The sequence below is a fragment of the Novosphingobium fluoreni genome (assembly GCF_014196615.1).
GTDB lineage: Bacteria > Pseudomonadota > Alphaproteobacteria > Sphingomonadales > Sphingomonadaceae > Novosphingobium > Novosphingobium fluoreni.
Genome location: NZ_JACIDY010000001.1, coordinates 725,648 through 742,477, shown reverse-complemented (window position 1 = coordinate 742,477; position 16,830 = coordinate 725,648). Strand labels below are relative to the sequence as shown.

Genomic DNA, 16,830 nt, shown 5'->3' with positions numbered 1-16,830 from the left:
TTTGTTCCCGCCCACCGCGACCACGGCTGTCACCACAGATGGGATCTAAGGCGAAATCAGAGGCGGGGCAAAGTCACGCCGCGCTGGCCCATGTACTTGCCGGCACGGTCGGCATAGCTGATCTCGCAAGGCTCATTGCCCTGCAGAAACAGGAACTGGCACGCGCCTTCGTTGGCGTAGACCTTGGCGGGCAATGGCGTGGTGTTGGAAAATTCCAGCGTGACGTGCCCTTCCCAGCCGGGCTCCAGCGGCGTGACGTTCACGATGATGCCGCAGCGCGCATAAGTCGATTTGCCAAGGCAGATCACCAGCACATCGCGCGGCACGCGGAAGTATTCCACGGTGCGGGCCAGCGCGAACGAGTTGGGCGGGATCACGCAGCATTCGGTCCGGCGATCGACGAACGAGTTGGCATCGAAGTTCTTCGGGTCGACCACGGCGGAATCGACATTCGTGAAGATCTTGAAGTCTTCCGCCACGCGCGCGTCATACCCGTAGGACGACAAGCCATAGGATATGCAGCCGTCTCTCCGCTGCGCCTCCACGAAGGGTTCGATCATTCCGTTCGCCAGCGCCTGCTCGCGAATCCATTTGTCGCTCAAAATTGCCATGGTCGCGACATTCCCGAAGCCGGCCCCCGGAGCAAGCGCGAACAGCAAGCCCGCCCGCCCGCAAGTTACGCCGATGCGGTCAGGCCGCCTCCGCCGTCGGCCTTTGACTATCCAGCAATCGCCGCATCTGGCTGATCGCCTCACGCGCGTTGATGCCGACTAGGAAGCGAATATCCTCCAGGTCGCCTTCCAGCGCCACGGATGCTTCCGCGTCCGCGCCGATGCGAACCATGCTCCACTCGGGGAAGATGCGTTCGCGCACCGGCACGAGGTCGATCAGTTTGACGTCCTCATGCCGAAAGTCGCAGCAGATCGCCTCGAAGGTGCGCTCGATGGCGGCGGGCGGTCCTTCCAGGACCTGGATGAAGGCATCCCCCACGCACAGCAACGTCCCTGTCAGCTGTACCGCGGCATTGCGCCGTGCAGAGCGTTCGGTCAGCTCGGCAACGAGATAATCGCGCGCTGCGCCGGTTTCTTCCAGCGTGCACCGGCTGACATACAGCAGCCGGCTGAGCGGTGTGATCCTGATATCGCCGGTCACGCTGCCACCGCGCCTATGCGCGCCCTCACCAGAGCCAGGAAATCCGCGACCGGGATCGGGCGGCTGATAAGGAAGCCCTGCACATGGTCGCAACCCTGCTGGGCGATAAACGACAGTTGCTCAGACGTTTCGATGCCTTCGGCGGTCACTTTCATATCCAGGCTTTCTCCCAGCTGTGCGATCGCGCGCACGATCGAGGCGCTGCCCGGGTCTTCCGGCAGCTTGCAGATGAACGAACGATCGATCTTGATACGGCTGATCGGAAAGCGATGGAGGTAGCTGAGCGAGGAATAACCGGTGCCGAAATCATCGAGCGAAATGCGCACGCCCAGCTCATGCAGGCTGGTCAGCGTACGCAACGCCGCCTCGTCGTCGCCCAGAAGCGCGGTTTCGGTGATTTCCAGTTCCAGGCGGTCGGCGCGCAGGCCCGATTCGCGCAAGGCCTGCGCCACGATTTGCGGCAAGCGCGGATCGAGTAGCTGGACCGGGGATACGTTCACCGCGACGTCGAAATGATCGGGCCAGGTCGTGGCGTCCCTGCAGGCCTGTTGCAGCACGTTCGCGCCGATGCGGGATACCAGCCCGAGTTCTTCCGCGATCGGAATGAACTCAGCCGGAGAGACATCGCCTCGTTCCGACGAGTTCCAGCGCAACAGGGCCTCGGCCCCGGTTATCTCGCCGGACTGGGAATCGATGATCGGCTGATAGAAAACCTCGAACTCGTCACGCGCGCAGGCGCGCCGCAAGTCGATCTCCAGATACCGGCGCCGTTGCATGGCATCCATCATTGCGGGCTCGAACTGGCAAAAGCGATTTTTGCCGTCGCGCTTGGCGGAATAGAGGGCGACATCGGCGCGCTGGATCAGTTCTTCGCCGGAAACGCCATGCTGCGGCGCCAGCGCCACGCCTACGCTGCCGCCCAGGTCGGCGACGCTGCCTGCAACGATGAACGGTCGCGCCAGAAGCTCGACCACTCGCGCGGCAATTGCAGCTGCTTCTTGGCCATTGGCGATGCCGAAGGCGATGATGGCAAACTCGTCCCCGCCGATCCGCGCAACCAGATCCCCTTCGCGTACGGCATGGCGCAACCGCGCGGCGACGCGCTGTAACACTAGGTCGCCCGTCGGGTGGCCCAGCGTATCGTTGATCGGCTTGAAGCGATCGAGGTCGATCATCAGCAAGGCGAAAGGACGGCCGTAGCGTTGTAGCTTGCCGCACTCTGATTCCAGCGTTTGCGAAAAGTTGTGGCGATTGCCCAGCCCGGTCAGCGCATCGTGCATGGCGATATGTGCAAGCTGGTCCCGCGAATTGGACTGGGTGCGACCTTCAACCAGGTAGGTGGAGATACCCGTGCCGACGATCAGCAGCGCCACCATTGCGATTGCCAGCGCGACTGCGGTGAAGGTCGCGCTGTCGGCACCGTGGGAGACGCCCGGGATCGGCGCGACCGAAAAACCCGCCATGCCGGTAAAGTGCAGGCCGACGATCGCCAGCACCATCAGGACGCACGGCAAGATCTGCTTCGGCGCGGTTTCCATACGCAGGCTGTAGATCAGCGCCATCGACAGACCGGACGCCACGAACAGCGAAGATATCACATAGCTTGGCCGCCATTCCACGATGCCCTCCGCCCGATAGGCGAACATGCCGGTATAGTGCATGGCCGCGATCGAAAGGCCGATCACCCCGCCGCCGATAACGACCGCGATCCCGCGTGACTTCGCCGTCGCCGCGATCAGGCCGATGGCGATACCGCCTACAGCAATCAGCGCCGAGCCGATGGTCAAAGGTCCATCGAACTCCACCGGAACTTCCGCCCGATAACCCAGCATCGCGATGAAGTGCGTTGCCCAGATGGCCGCGCCCGCGGTGACGGCGGACAGGAAGCACCAGTGCAGGCGAGACGTGCCCGCCTCGTTCAGCGTGCGGCGAAACAGGGTGACGGAGACGATCGACCCGCACAGACACATCAGCGCAGCCAGGAGCACGATCCAGGGATCATGCTCGTAGAGCAAACAAGTGACGACACGCATTTAGGGGGCGACTCCGAGGCGACGGGCCTTTCACCCGCCGGTCCGTCATTCCCCGGAAGTGCTTAACAATTCCCTTTTAACCTTCGAAAAGTCCTGAAATACGGTGGTTTGGGTGAAAAAATACCGTGGCCTGGGCAGGGCTTAAAAGGCGCCGTCACGCGCCGTTTGCGTGCGTGCCCGCGAACGGCCCTGCCCTGTCGCCGGTTGCTGCGATCAGATTATTTCATGCTTAACATTGCGCTGGTATCCGCCATGGCCATGACCCAGCCAACTCGCATCCTCGTCGTCTTCGGTACTCGTCCTGAAGCGATCAAGCTGTTCCCCGTCGTTCACGCGTTGCGCGCCGATCCTCGCTTCGAATGCGTGGTCTGCGTTTCGGCCCAACACCGCCAGATGCTGGACCAAGTGCTGGAGATCGCCGGGATCGTGCCGGATCACGATCTGGACGTCATGCAGCCGGACCAGACGCTGGATGCCCTCACCGCCAATCTGCTCACCGGCTTGGGCAAGGTGATGGACCAGGTGCAGCCCCATCGCGTGATCGTACAGGGCGATACCGCCACCGCCATGGCGGGCGCGCTGGCCGCTTATTATCGCAAGCTGCCGGTCGATCATGTCGAGGCGGGGCTGCGCAGTTTTAATATCTATCACCCATGGCCCGAAGAGGTGAACCGCAAGATCATCGGCGCTATGGCCAGCTTGCACTTCGCGCCTACCGCCACCGCCGCCGCGGCTCTCCTACGCGAGAACGCCGACCCCGCGCGCGTCCACGTCACCGGCAACACCGTGATCGACGCGCTGCATTGGGTGTCCGCCCGAATCGAAGCCGAACCGGTGCTGGCCAGCGGTCTGGCGGACCTCGAAGCGCGATTCGCCGGCAAACGGATCATCGGCGTCACCAGCCATCGGCGCGAAAATTTCGGCGGCGGCATGGAAGGCATTGCCAGCGCCATCCGCCAGATCGCGCAGCGCCCCGATGTGGCGGTGATTTTCCCCGTCCACCTCAACCCCAACGTGCGCAAGGTGATGAACGAGGGCCTGGCCGGTCTGGACAATGTCGCCTTGATCGAGCCGCTGGATTATCCCCACTTCGCCCGCCTCATCAACATCGCCGAGATCATGCTGACCGACAGTGGCGGCGTGCAGGAGGAAGCCCCCGCGCTGGGCAAGCCAGTCCTGGTCATGCGTGAGACGACCGAGCGGCCCGAAGGCGTCGAGGCCGGCACCGCCAAACTGGTCGGCACCGATGCAGCCACCATCGTTACCGAAATTTCAACCCTGCTGGACGATACGGAAGCCTACGAGGCCATGGCTCGCGCCCACAATCCGTTCGGGGATGGGCACAGCTCGGCCCGAATCGTGGAGCTGCTCGCCAATGAAATCGGACACCAAGCCTGACGTTTGTGTTGTAGGCCTCGGGTATATCGGCCTTCCCACCGCTGCGGTGATCGCCCGCGCGGGCTGCAAGGTGTTGGGCCTCGACGTGTCGCAGCGAGTGGTCGACACTATCAATCGCGGCGAAATCCACATCGAGGAGGTCGACCTCGATGGGCTGGTGCACGGTGTGGTTTCGCGCGGACTTCTTTCGGCCTCGATCACCGTGGCGCCAGCCGACGTATTCGTGATTGCCGTGCCGACGCCGTTCGACAAGGATCATGCCCCGGACATTTCCTACGTCCTGGCAGCGGGCAAGACCATCGCGCCGGTGCTGAAGGTTGGTGACGTGGTGATTCTCGAATCGACCTCACCGGTCGGCACGACCGAGCAGTTGCGGGACATGATCGCGCAGATGCGCCCCGATCTGAAGGTACCGGGCTGCACGCGCGAGACGCCCGATATCGCCATCGCCTATTGCCCGGAGCGGGTGCTGCCCGGCCGCATCCTGGAAGAGCTGACCAACAACGACCGCTCGATCGGCGGCATCACGCCCCGCTGCGCGCGCAAGGCGCTGGCGTTCTACAAGCGGTTCGTGCGCGGCGAATGCGTTACCACGGACGCCCGCTCTGCCGAGATGACAAAGCTGGTCGAGAACGCCTATCGCGACGTCAACATCGCCTTTGCCAATGAATTGTCGATGGTGGCGGACCGGATGGGCCTGGACGTATGGGAAGTGATACGCCTCGCCAACCGGCACCCCCGCGTGAACATCCTCTCGCCCGGACCCGGCGTGGGCGGCCACTGCATCGCGGTCGATCCCTGGTTCATCGTCCATGGCGCGCCGGAGGAGACCCCGCTGATCCGCACCGCGCGTGGCGTGAACGACGGCAAGATGCATCACGTGATCCGCAAGGCCGACGCGCTGGTCGCCGCGCATCCGGGCGCGAAGATCGCCTGCCTGGGCCTGGCGTTCAAGGCCAACATCGACGATTTCCGCGAAAGCCCGGCCCGTTTCGTCGCCGCCCGGTTGGCCCGCAAATACGGTGAGCGGGTGCATATCGTCGAACCTTACGCCAGCGAACTGCCGATCGAGTTCACCGATACCGGCGCCGTGCAGATCGACGTGGACGAGGCGCTGGAGACTTGCGACATCCTGATCGTGCTGGTCGACCATGACGTGTTCCGCGTCGTGCCTCTGGCCGAGCGGGCGGACAAGCTGGTGTACGACACGCGCGGTATATGGCCCGATCAGCCCAAGCTGGTGCGTGAAGAGCCGGACCTGGTACGATTGGCCAGCTGAGCTGATCGCGGCCGGGCGGGGCGGGTCAGTCGGGCCTGACCCCGGTCCGCCACACCATCAGATCCCGCTGAACCATCAAATTCCGGCGTACCAGGCGTAGCCGCCGTTATCCTCCCAGTACCCGCCCTTGCCGCCATAGACCCCGGCCAGCGTATCGCGCGCTTCTATTCGAGTGACGAACTTGGCGTGCTTGTACCCCAGCTGCCGCTCCACCCGCAGCCGCAGCGGCGCGCCGTGTTCCTGCGGCAGGGGGCGGCCATTCATCTGCCAGGCCAGGATCGTCTGCGGATGGAAGGCGTCCACCATGTCGATCGATTCGTAATACGGCTTGCCGCCATAGATATCGGCGCAGTGGAAGATCAGGTATTTCGCGGCCGGGCTGACCCGCGCCAGATCGAGCACATGCGATAGCTGCGGCCCTTGCCACTGCCCGATCGCGCTCCACCCCTCCACACAATCGTGGCGCGTGATCTGCTTGCGCTGGGGCAGGCTCTGCAAGGCGGTCAGCGGCAGGTTCAGTGGCCGACCGACCATGCCATCCACGCGCAGCGCCCATTGCGCGAAGCCTTGGGCCAGGTGCCGCCGGTACTCGTCTCCCGCGCCTTCCTTGCTGCCGTTAGCGCGGAAATTGGGCGACATGTCTGACACGCGAAACTCGCGCGCCAGGGCCTGGCCGCCCAACGCACGCTGGGTAGCGCGGTGCAGGTTCTCGCCGCTTTCCAGCACGGAGCGGAAGCCCGGCTGCTGATACAGCTTGTCGCAGCCGGAAAGCAGCAACCCGCCGCCCAGCGCCCCGGTGCGGATCAGGCTGCGGCGTGAGAGGATCAGCTTGCTCACGCGTCGCGCTCCTTGGATAGACGTTCCCGGGGCAGGCGGTACTTGCCGGTGATGATCGAGCGTATCTCGTTAAACGGTCCGGCCAGCACGACCATCGCGATGTGGATTACGAAGAAACCGACCAGTCCCCAGGCGCACAGGAAATGGATGGAACGGGCGGTCTGCCGCCCGCCGAACAGTTCGGTGACGATCGGGGCCCAGGCGTCGGTGCCGGGGGACATGGCCAGGCCGGTCACGATCATCAGCGGCAGCAGCACGAACAAGATAGACGCATAAGCCAGCTTCTGCAACACGTTATACCGCAATGCCGCCGCGCCAGTGGGGAAGCGCAGCCGCGCATGGTCCTTCATATCGCGCCAGATATGCGCCGGGCGCCACTCCTCGCGGGTGATGTGAACATCGCGGCGCAAGTGGCCGTTCACCAGCGACCATAGCAGATAGCCCAGCAAGCTGAGCGCCAGGACCCAGGCAAAGGCCAGGTGCCAGATCCGGCCGTCGGCCAGGCTGTAGCGCGAAGGCAGGGTAGCCCAATACGGGATCGCGCGGCGGCGCACGACGCCGTCCTGGTCCGTCCAGATGCCCAGCCATCCGGTCGTGTCGATTTGCCATGTGCCGATCCGCAGCATTCCGGCATTGCCGCGCTGGCCGATCTCAAGCCACGCGTAATCGAAGTTCGCGCCGAATTCGCCCCAGTAGAGCCGGGGATGGGCGTTGAAGATCATCAGCCCGCTCATCAGCAGGACCAGCAACGCCAGCGCGTTCACCCAGTGCCAGATGCGGGTGGAAAGGCGATGGCGGCGCACCACCTCGCCGCCGCGCGGCGCTTGCGGGGCGGCCTCGCTTGCTTCGCCCTGTCGCTCATCGTGCCGCATGGTCGCCATTGCCAGACCTTACTCCCCTATCCAGTGCATGGCCACTTCCCTGCGGTGCGGACGGCGGCGATGTTCGGCAAGGTAGATGCCCTGCCAGGTGCCCAGCCGCATCTGCCCGTCCAGCACGGGGATCTGCAACGTCACCCCGGTCAGCGTCGCACGCAAATGCGCGGGCATGTCATCGGGGCCTTCGTCATCGTGCAGATAGCCGTCGCCCTCGGGCGCGAGGCGTTCCAGCCACGCCATCAGATCGGTGCGCACTTCCCGCGCGGCGTTCTCCTGGATCAACAGCGAAGCGGAAGTGTGCCGGCACAGCAGCGTCAGCAGGCCCTCCTGAATGCCGCCCTCGGTCAGCCACGCCGCGACATCGCGCGTGATCTCCGTCAACCCGCGACCGCTGGTGGCGATCGTCAAGGTCGTGCTGGCCTGTCTCATCCTTGCTGCATGAGCGTTTGCGCCACGCCGCGCAAGCTTGCCGGCATCGCTGCTTGCGACCGCGAAACGGCGCGGCTACGTCTCGCACTTGCAGCACGATGCCTGGCGCGACGGACGCGTGGGGATCAGCTGCCTGGTGGATACAAGGACCTTCATGCCCCCTTCCCCGTTGCGAGCGCCTTTCCCCCAGTCGTCGCGCGGTGCAGTCTGATGATGCGCAAGCGCATGGTCTTGCGGGCATTGGCGGGCATGGCGGGTGCCGCCGCGACCAGCCTGATCCTGGTCGGGCAGCTTGGGCGAACGCACCACACGCTGGACCAGTTCAACGTCTTCATTCCCTTGCTGCTGCCGGTCCTGGCTCTAGCCTTCGCCATATGCCTGCGCCTGCGTGATCGCGCCGGCATGGCGGTGGCGGCGATCGGGCTGGCGGTGGGCGGCTTCCAGCTGGGCGGCGCGACGCTGAGCGGGGCGGCCCGCGATACGCGCGGCGATGGCCCGATGATCAAGGTGATGACGCTCAGTACGTTCCACGCCAATCCCCGGCCGCTCGATCTGGTCAAAGTGGTGAACGACCTCGATCCCGATATCGCTCTGCTGCAGGAAACGAACGGCACGCCATCAATGATCGTGGGGCTGCTGCTGCCCCGTCATTATCGCCTGCCGTCGTGCACCGGCATGCCGTGTTCGCTCACGATCCTGTCGCGCTGGCCCTTGCGCAAGGTGAAGGTCGACCTGCCGAAGCACAGCGCGCATCCCGATCTGGTGATGGCGGACGTGGCCGCGCCCTTCGGCACCCTGCGCGTGGGCGATGTCCACCTGAAGCGACCCTACGCGAAGGGCGCGCAGGACGTGCTGATGGCGACAGCGGCGATCGCCCGCGCCAACAGCGGCGGCCCGCTGATCCTGGGGGGAGACTTCAACGCCGCCACCGCCACGTTCGGCCTGGCCCGGTTCGCCCAGGCGAGCGGCTTGCGCAGGCAGGACGGCTTCGTACCCACCTACCCCGCAAACCGCCCGCTGCCCGCATTCACCGGGATCGACCATATCTATGCCAACGGGCATTGGTCCCGCATGGGGTGCAGGCGCACTGCGGCGGGCGGATCGGACCACTACGGCGTCTTGTGCCGGCTGCGCTGGCGCGCTCGCTGAGCGCGATTGCCCTGCCCGCGCACTGCGTTTAGCAATGCCGCACCGCCTGTTTTTCCCTCTGCCCTTTTCACCACCACAGGATCGCGATGACCCAGAGCGCTGCGCCCGAGCTGTACTATCTGGAATACTACGAGGAATTCCTCGCCAAGGTACGCCAGCTCTCCCGCATGATCCAGGGTGACGGCTGGAACCCGGAATTCGTAATCGGCGTAGGCCGAGGCGGCTTGGTGCCCGCGGTCTATATCTCGCACCAGCTGGGCCTGCCGATGCTCTCGATCGACCATTCGTCGCGCGTACCGGGGTTTGCGGACGAATTGCTGGAAAAGGTCGCGACGATGAGCGCGGCGGGCAACCGGCTCCTGTTCGTGGACGATATCAACGATAGCGGCAGCACGATCGAATATATCCGCCAGCTTCTGGAAGGCAGCGGCGGCGCGCGCGGCAACTTGCGATTCGCAGTGCTGATCAACAACACCGCATCGCGCTCGAGCGTGGATTATCACACAGACAGCATCGACCGCGCGGAGGACAAGCGCTGGTTCGTGTTCCCCTGGGAATCCGTCAGCGCACGCGATGTTCTGCTGGATGAAGCCCAGGCCGTGCCCGATCGCCTGACCTGACCTGGCCTGACCTGACCTGACCGGACCGGATCAGCGAAGGCTCATCCGGAACCGCGCCAGTCTTTCCACGGCGTCGTCCAACGCATCATCCGGCTTGGTGAAGCACAGGCGCAGCAGATGGCTGGGGCCCCGGTTTTCCTCGTAAAGCGCCGAGATCGGGATCGTCGCCACTCCGGCTTCACGCACCGCGCGCTCACTGAACGCAGCGTCCGTCATCGCGATGCCCGAAGCGGCCAGATCGACGCATAGAAACCATGTGGCGGCGTTCGGCAGTACCGTGAACCCGGCTTGCTCCAGCCCCTGGCGCAGCCGCGCGCGCGACATGGCCCAGCCTTCGTGCTGTCCATCGAGGACATCATCCATCCCCAGCCCTTCCGCCACGGCCCATTGCAGCGGCACGGCGCTGGTGAAGGTCAGGAACTGGTGCGCCCGGCCAAGCGCCTGCCCGATCGCGCCGGAGGCCACCATCCAGCCGATCTTCCATCCGGTCATCCCGAATAACTTGCCCGCCGAGCCGACCTTCACGCCTCGCTCCCGCATGCCCGGCATCGCCAGGATCGAGCGATGGGGCTGGCCGTCGAAGCGCACGCCCTCCCACACCTCGTCGCTCAAAACCACCAGATCGTGGGCAACGCAGAGGCGTGCCAACTCCGCCAGCTCGGCCTCGGTTGCGGCGGTACCGGCGGGATTGAACGGGTCGTTCACGATCAGCATGCGCGTTCGCGGGCCGATCGCCTGCGCCAGCAAGTCCAGCGGATAAGCAAAGCGCGGCGGCGCGAGCGGCACGAACACCGGCACGCCTCCGACGCGGCGAACCAGCGGCGCGTAGGCATCGTAAGCCGGTTCGAACACGATCACCTCGTCGCCCGGCTGCACCAGCGCAAGGATTGCCGACGCGATCGCCTCGGTCGCCCCCGACGTCACGATCACCTCGTCCGGCTGCAGGGACAAGCCCTGGCGCGCCGCGTAGAACGCGCAGATCGCCTCGCGCAGCTCCGGCAAGCCTCCGCTGGGGGGATACTGTGCGGAACGGTCCTGCAGGGCACGGACCGCCGCCTGCTGCAAGGGCAGAGGGCCACCGCCTTCTGGAAACCCCTGCCCCAGGTTGATCGCCCCAAGCTCTCGCGAAAGCGCGCTCATCCGTTCGAATACGGTGGTGCCCATGGCGGCATACAAAGGGTGAATGTGGTGCGAGATCGACATGATGCATCCGCGCATAGCCATTCCGACACGATCCAGTCAGCCGGTTTCGCGATTGGATCGTCTGACGTTCCGCCGGATGGGAAATAGCGCTTCGGCACAGGTGACATACCACCGATTCGGGCTGAGTGGCCTTGGGCGAGCCCCCTCCTGCGGCAATGCCGGGACTAACACCTCCAAAGGCGCGCCAGTTCGATCACAGTGAACGATTGCGCTAACTTGTCATTCAGCGCGGTCGGCCTACATTAGTGGGGCAAAAGGACTCCGAAAGAACCCATGAACGACGATCAACCCAACGGCAATCCCTGGGTGAAGAGCCTCCTTGTATGGGGCGGCATCTTCCTCGCGCTCCTGATGGTGGTTTCGATGTTTGGCTCGCGCAGCGATGCCGGGCAGGCAATCCGCTACTCCGATTTCCGCTCCAAAGTGGCGGGAGGCACGGTAGCTGAAGTGCAGATCGGCACCGATCGGATTGTCGGCAAGTACAAGAATGGCGATTCGTTCAGTACGATCCCCATCCCGAACGACACCACGCTGCCGCAACTGCTCCAGCAGAATGACGTGAGCTATGCGGGCAAGGCGGCTGAAGAGCCCAACCTGCTGCTGTACATCCTGGTGCAGGCCCTGCCTTTCGTCCTGATCCTGGGCGTCGCGTTCTTCGCGCTGCGTCAGGTGCAGAAGGGCGGCGGATCGGGCGCGATGGGCTTTGGCAAATCGAAGGCCAAGATGCTGACGGAGCGTTCGGGCCGCGTCACCTTTGACGACGTCGCCGGCATTGATGAAGCGCGTGAAGAGCTGGAGGAAATCGTCGAGTTCCTGCGCGATCCCACCCGCTTCTCCAAGCTGGGCGGCCAGATCCCCAAGGGCGCGCTGCTGGTCGGCTCGCCCGGCACCGGCAAGACGCTGCTGGCCCGCGCCATCGCGGGTGAAGCGGGCGTGCCGTTCTTCACCATCTCCGGTTCGGACTTCGTCGAGATGTTCGTCGGCGTCGGCGCCAGCCGCGTGCGTGACATGTTCGAGCAAGCCAAGAAGAACGCGCCCTGCATCGTCTTCATCGACGAAATCGACGCCGTGGGCCGCCATCGTGGCCATGGCTTGGGCAACTCCAACGATGAGCGGGAGCAGACGCTCAACCAGTTGCTGGTCGAGATGGACGGTTTCGAAGCCAACGAAGGCATCATCATCATCGCGGCGACCAACCGCCCTGACGTTCTCGACCCTGCGCTGCTGCGCCCGGGCCGTTTCGATCGCCAGGTCGTGGTGCCGGTGCCGGACATCGAAGGTCGCGAGAAGATCCTGGCCGTCCACATGAAGAAGGTGCCGCTGGCGCCGGACGTCAACCCGCGCGTGATCGCGCGCGGCACGCCGGGCTTTTCCGGTGCTGACCTTGCCAACCTCGTCAACGAAGCCGCCCTGCTCGCCGCGCGCCGTAACAAGCGTCTGGTCGCCATGCAGGAGTTCGAGGACGCCAAGGACAAGGTGATGATGGGCGCGGAACGTCGCTCCATGGTTATGACCGACGACGAGAAGAAGATGACCGCCTATCATGAGGCGGGCCACGCTATCGTCTCTGTGAACGAGGCCGCGTCCGATCCGATCCACAAGGCCACCATCATTCCGCGCGGTCGCGCGCTGGGCATGGTGATGCGTCTGCCGGAACGGGACAGCTATTCCTACCATCGGGACAAGATGCTGGCGAACCTGTCGGTCGCGATGGGCGGCCGCGTGGCGGAAGAGATCATCTTCGGGCACGACAAGGTCAGCTCGGGCGCTTCGTCGGACATCCAGTACGCCACCAGCCTGGCGCGTAACATGGTCACCAAGTGGGGCATGTCCGACAAGCTGGGCCCGCTCCAGTACGAGGAGCAACAGGAAGGCTACCTCGGCATGGGCGGATCGCACCGCCTGATGGGTTCGGATGAGACCAACAAGCTGATCGACTCTGAAATCCGCCTGCTGGTGGATACCGCCCACAAGCGTGCGACGGATATCCTTCAGACGCAGGCCGAGAAGCTGCACCTTTTGGCCAACGCCATGCTGGAATATGAAACGCTGACCGGTGACGAGATCAAGCAGCTTATGGAGACCGGTGAGATCGATCGCCCCAATGAGCCCAAGGGCCAGAGCCGCTCCGCCCCGGTGCGCGGCTCATCGATCCCCAAGACCGGTAAGCGCTACTCTGGCGGGGCCGCTCCTCAGGGGGCCTGAGGCTCCGACACCAGATAGTACGACAACGAAAAGGCCGGGAGCGATCTCGGCCTTTTTTATGGGGGCCGAAGCCCAGGCGCAGCCCCTACTTTTCCGAGCCGGAAATCGCTTTATTGCAACTGGTACGATCGCCGCCGCAGCGTGGCGCCCGTCACGCCCACGCCCACAATCAGCATGATCCATGTCGCTGTCTCTGGCACGGCACCGGGAATATTCTCGATCGTCTGCTTGGTCACGATCGTTCCGAAATTTGTGCCGGACGAAAACGCCGTCAGGTAGCCGGTGCCGTCGAGGTTGAAGGCGTATTGCGATCCGAGCGCTGACTGGAAGCCGGACAGCAACTGATATTCCGCGCCAAATGCGGGCGCGGTATCCGCGTTCAATGCAACGATGGCGTCGATCAGCGCTGCCTCGTCATAGCCGGGAAAGAGGGACGCGAAATCCTGCCCGGCAAGGGACTGGTTTACGCCAAGAACCAAGTGACGGGCGCCGCTCGTCTCTCCGGAAAATGGCCCGGTCACGCCCATGTAGAAATAGCTATCCAGGACGAAGTCGGGGGTGCTGATCGCGCCGAAGGTGGTTTCCCCAGGCGTGATGTCGGGCCCGCCGTAGAGGCTGAACGCCGGTGTCGTCTCTGTGCCTGGGGTATATCCGAAAACGGTGGCGAAGGAATCAACCAGGGTTCCCAGAGAATTGAAGGTCAGCGTCGTGGTCGTCTCAACTTCGGCATTCGCGGGCGTGGCCGCAAGCAGGCCGAACGCTCCGATAACGCTCAAAACACGTCGCAGCATTCGCCCGATCCCCCGTTCCTGATGAGCCAGAATCCCTCGTGCGGCCCTCAGGAGATCGTTAACCTTTTGATAACCATTTGCCGACGCCAAGTGGCTCCGCTTCGGAGTGCGACTGCGCCGCGTAATGGAGTAGCCGTGCGGGGGACGGACTTAGCCGTCAGTCCATTTCGGTGATGCTGAAGGTCGGGGCGATCAGCTGCGGCGTTCCGCCAGCTTGTGTTCGATAGCCTTCCACAAGCTTATGAAGCGCTGGGCCGACGGACTTTGCGGCGCGATCGCGCCCACCGGTCGCTGTTGCACGGCGCACTGCTCCACGACGCTGGCATAGGGGATCATCGGCCAGGCCGGGTTCTCCTCGCGCGCGGCCTTGTGCAAGGCCCGGCGCATGTCGAGCATCGACAGCACGGGCAGGATCGGCGGATGGCGCTTGGAATGATCGGCTACTTCGCGCACCACCAGTTCCAGCGCACGGGCGGATAGCGGCGAGGGCGGCAACGGCACGATGATCAGGTCCGCCGCGCGCACGACTTGTGCACTCAGTTCGTTCATCACCGGCGGGCAATCCAGCACGATGCGCTGGTATTGCTGACCCAGCGATTCCGCCAGCCGTGCCAGACGCTTGCGCTTGCCGATTGCAGTGAGCGTGGCATCGATGGTGCGGATGGATTCGTCAGCCGGAAGGATATCCAGGCCCTCGAAGTCGGTTCGGCGGATCAGCTTGTCCGGCGCTTCCTCGCGCGAGAACATATCGGTGGCTTGGCGCGAGGCGTGTGGCTCCAGGCCATACAGGAAGCCCGAGCCGCCCGCGGCATCCAAATCCCAGAGCAAGGTCCGATGGCCCGATAGCTCTGCCGCACACCACGCAAGGTTGGCGGCGATCGTCGTCTTACCGACGCCGCCCTTCACCGAATAAACCGCGATCGTCGCTGCGGTGGGGCCAGGAGTCGGCGCGGCGCGCAAACGGTTGGCGATTACGCTGCCTGCAATCCGGGGAAGGGTACGATCGCGCTTCGCCACCTACCCTGCCCCCTTAGCGTTTCAGAATCAGCCGTCGTAATCCGAGCCGATGGACGTGTTGCGCGTGGGCGCGGCGGCCGTGATGCGCAGTGCCTCGGCCGACTGGCTGAGCGAGCCGATCTCATCCATCTCGTCATCGTCTTCAGGAAGCACACGCTGCAGCGAAGTGACGAGCGTTTCCTTGAGAGTATCGGGACGGACATTGGTTTCCGCGATTTCACGCAGAGCGACGACCGGGTTCTTGTCACGATCGCGGTCGACAGTCAGCTCCGCACCGCCCGAAATCTCACGCGCACGCTGGGCTGCCAGCAGTACAAGGTCGAAACGGTTGGGAATCTTGTCGACACAATCTTCGACGGTAACGCGCGCCATGGGCACTCCAGAGGTAAACTGCGGGAGATATTAAAGGCGAGCGGCTACCCGATAGACGCCGCAAAGTCAATGTAACTGAGCGGGAATGGCGCGGGCAGGCCTGTTACCGCCCAATCGCGCAATAGGTGAAGCCCAGTTCCTCGCAGCGTTCGCGCGGATAGATGTTGCGCAGGTCCACGAGAACCGGCGCGTCCAGCAGGTCACGGGCGCGGGCGAGATCAAGAGCGCGGAACTGGTCCCATTCCGTCACGATCACCAGCGCCGCCGCGCCCTCCATGGCGACATAGGGGTCATCGCAGTAGGTGACGTTTTCCAGCACCTTCTTCGCCTGCTCGGTACCTTCAGGATCGTGAGCGTGAATCTTCGCGCCTGCATCCTGCAGTGTCTGAATGACGGCGATGGCAGGGGAATCGCGCATGTCGTCAGTGTTGGGCTTGAAGGTCAGGCCCAACACGCAGATCGTCTTGTCACGCACGTCGCCGCCACATGCCGCGATCACCTTGCGCCCCATGGCACGCTTGCGGTTGTCGTTCACCGCGACCACCGCCTCGACGATGCGTTGCGGCGCTTCATAGTCCTGCGCGGTCTTCAACAGGGCCAGCGTATCCTTGGGGAAGCACGACCCGCCATAGCCTGGACCGGCGTGCAGGAATTTGGAGCCGATGCGCTTATCAAGCCCGATGCCGCGCGCCACGTCCTGAACGTTGGCGCCGACCTTTTCGCACAAGTCGGCGATTTCATTGATGAAAGTGATCTTGGTGGCCAGAAAGGCATTACCCGCATACTTCGTCAGCTCCGCCGCGCGGCGGCCCATCTCGACCAACGGCGAGCGGCCGATCGCAAGCGGGCGGTAGATGTCGCGCATCAGCTGCAGCGCGCGCGGGTCCTCGCTGCCGATGACGACGCGATCCGGCCGCTTGAAATCCTCAATCGCGGCACCTTCGCGCAGGAATTCCGGGTTCGACACAACGGCGAAGTCCGCATCCGGCGCAGCTTCACGAATGATCCGCTCCACCTCGTCACCGGTACCGACCGGGACCGTCGACTTGTCGACGATGACGGTATAGCCCTGCAACGAACGCGCGATCTCTTGCGAGGCGGCGAACACATACGACAGGTCCGCATGGCCATCGCCACGGCGCGATGGCGTGCCGACCGCGATGAACACCGCATCCGCTTCCGCGACGGCCGCCGAAAGCTCGGTTGTGAAGGAAAGCCGACCCGCCTTCACGTTGTTGGCGACGAGCGTGTCCAGCCCAGGCTCGAAGATCGGGATGGAACCCTGCAGCAGCGCCTCGATCTTGCGCTCATCCTTGTCGACGCAGACGACGGTATGGCCAAAATCGGCAAAGCATGCCCCCGATACGAGGCCGACATATCCCGACCCGATCATCGTTATGCGCATTGCGTTGGTAACTCCCTGAAGTCGGCCGTCGACATGGCCCAATCCCGGCCCTGCTGCAATGC

16 protein-coding genes are annotated in these 16,830 nt (G+C 64.1%); 5 read left to right on the top strand and 11 right to left on the bottom strand.

Translation table 11 applies throughout. The features are described 5' to 3' along the window. Positions 1 to 56 precede the first annotated feature (56 nt). The 3 genes from dcd to GGR39_RS03600 form a co-directional block, all read right to left on the bottom strand. Entirely contained in the window at positions 57 to 611 is a 555-nt protein-coding gene (dcd, locus tag GGR39_RS03610) for a dCTP deaminase (RefSeq protein WP_183615873.1), read from the bottom strand. A 79-nt stretch (positions 612 to 690) separates the two neighbouring features. Beyond that, positions 691 to 1,152: a BLUF domain-containing protein gene (locus GGR39_RS03605; protein ID WP_058738142.1), complete on the bottom strand. Its 462-nt coding sequence runs from the start codon at positions 1,150 to 1,152 to the stop codon at positions 691 to 693. Further along, positions 1,149 to 3,185 carry a putative bifunctional diguanylate cyclase/phosphodiesterase gene (locus GGR39_RS03600; RefSeq protein WP_183615872.1) on the bottom strand — a complete coding sequence of 679 codons (2,037 nt, stop codon included), beginning with the start codon at positions 3,183 to 3,185 and terminating at the stop codon, positions 1,149 to 1,151. The genes GGR39_RS03605 and GGR39_RS03600 overlap by 4 nt, the downstream gene beginning before the upstream one ends. Positions 3,186 to 3,443: 258 nt before the next feature. Here GGR39_RS03600 and wecB point away from each other — a divergent pair, with 258 nt between their 5' ends. Then, on the top strand, positions 3,444 to 4,583 hold the full coding sequence (gene wecB / locus GGR39_RS03595) for a non-hydrolyzing UDP-N-acetylglucosamine 2-epimerase (RefSeq protein ID WP_183615871.1): 1,140 nt from the start codon (positions 3,444 to 3,446) through the stop codon (positions 4,581 to 4,583). Then, a complete protein-coding gene (gene wecC / locus GGR39_RS03590) occupies positions 4,561 to 5,862 on the top strand; it encodes a UDP-N-acetyl-D-mannosamine dehydrogenase (protein WP_183615870.1) in 1,302 nt (433 codons plus the stop codon). Before wecB ends, wecC begins: the two co-directional genes overlap by 23 nt. A 75-nt stretch (positions 5,863 to 5,937) precedes the next feature. Here wecC and GGR39_RS03585 read toward each other — a convergent pair whose 3' ends face one another. The 3 genes from GGR39_RS03585 to GGR39_RS03575 are packed head-to-tail and all read right to left on the bottom strand — an operon-like array spanning position 5,938 to position 8,006. Then, the gene (locus tag GGR39_RS03585; RefSeq protein WP_343055760.1) at positions 5,938 to 6,699 is read right to left on the bottom strand and encodes a molybdopterin-dependent oxidoreductase; all 762 of its coding nucleotides are present in this window, start codon (positions 6,697 to 6,699) and stop codon (positions 5,938 to 5,940) included. Beyond that, on the bottom strand, positions 6,696 to 7,571 hold the full coding sequence (locus GGR39_RS03580) for a cytochrome b/b6 domain-containing protein (RefSeq protein WP_183615953.1): 876 nt from the start codon (positions 7,569 to 7,571) through the stop codon (positions 6,696 to 6,698). Before GGR39_RS03580 ends, GGR39_RS03585 begins: the two co-directional genes overlap by 4 nt. An 18-nt stretch (positions 7,572 to 7,589) precedes the next feature. Further along, the gene (locus GGR39_RS03575) at positions 7,590 to 8,006 is read right to left on the bottom strand and encodes a secondary thiamine-phosphate synthase enzyme YjbQ (protein WP_183615869.1); all 417 of its coding nucleotides are present in this window, start codon (positions 8,004 to 8,006) and stop codon (positions 7,590 to 7,592) included. 213 nt (positions 8,007 to 8,219) lie between these two features. Here GGR39_RS03575 and GGR39_RS03570 point away from each other — a divergent pair, with 213 nt between their 5' ends. After that, positions 8,220 to 9,155 carry an endonuclease/exonuclease/phosphatase family protein gene (locus GGR39_RS03570; RefSeq protein WP_221225905.1) on the top strand — a complete coding sequence of 312 codons (936 nt, stop codon included), beginning with the start codon at positions 8,220 to 8,222 and terminating at the stop codon, positions 9,153 to 9,155. An 86-nt stretch (positions 9,156 to 9,241) separates the two neighbouring features. Continuing rightward, a complete protein-coding gene (locus tag GGR39_RS03565) occupies positions 9,242 to 9,775 on the top strand; it encodes a phosphoribosyltransferase (protein ID WP_058738137.1) in 534 nt (177 codons plus the stop codon). A 30-nt stretch (positions 9,776 to 9,805) separates the two neighbouring features. Here GGR39_RS03565 and GGR39_RS03560 read toward each other — a convergent pair whose 3' ends face one another. After that, complete coding sequence (locus GGR39_RS03560) at positions 9,806 to 10,999, bottom strand: aminotransferase (RefSeq protein WP_246388203.1); 1,194 nt, start codon at positions 10,997 to 10,999, stop codon at positions 9,806 to 9,808. A gap of 252 nt (positions 11,000 to 11,251) precedes the next feature. Between GGR39_RS03560 and ftsH the strand changes: the two genes are divergently transcribed. After that, positions 11,252 to 13,183, top strand: coding sequence for an ATP-dependent zinc metalloprotease FtsH (gene ftsH, locus GGR39_RS03555; protein WP_183615867.1), 1,932 nt, complete (start codon positions 11,252 to 11,254; stop codon positions 13,181 to 13,183). A 110-nt stretch (positions 13,184 to 13,293) separates the two neighbouring features. Here ftsH and GGR39_RS03550 read toward each other — a convergent pair whose 3' ends face one another. From GGR39_RS03550 to GGR39_RS03535, 4 genes are all read right to left on the bottom strand, one after another. Continuing rightward, a complete protein-coding gene (locus tag GGR39_RS03550) occupies positions 13,294 to 13,974 on the bottom strand; it encodes a hypothetical protein (RefSeq protein ID WP_183615866.1) in 681 nt (226 codons plus the stop codon). 192 nt (positions 13,975 to 14,166) lie between these two features. Then, positions 14,167 to 14,934 (bottom strand): ParA family protein, encoded by a 768-nt coding sequence (locus GGR39_RS03545; RefSeq protein ID WP_221225956.1) that lies wholly within the window; start codon positions 14,932 to 14,934, stop codon positions 14,167 to 14,169. 84 nt (positions 14,935 to 15,018) lie between these two features. Beyond that, entirely contained in the window at positions 15,019 to 15,363 is a 345-nt protein-coding gene (gene rpoZ, locus GGR39_RS03540) for a DNA-directed RNA polymerase subunit omega (protein WP_058738133.1), read from the bottom strand. A 103-nt stretch (positions 15,364 to 15,466) separates the two neighbouring features. Continuing rightward, positions 15,467 to 16,768, bottom strand: coding sequence for a UDP-glucose dehydrogenase family protein (locus GGR39_RS03535; protein ID WP_183615864.1), 1,302 nt, complete (start codon positions 16,766 to 16,768; stop codon positions 15,467 to 15,469). Between the last annotated feature and the right edge of the window lie 62 nt (positions 16,769 to 16,830).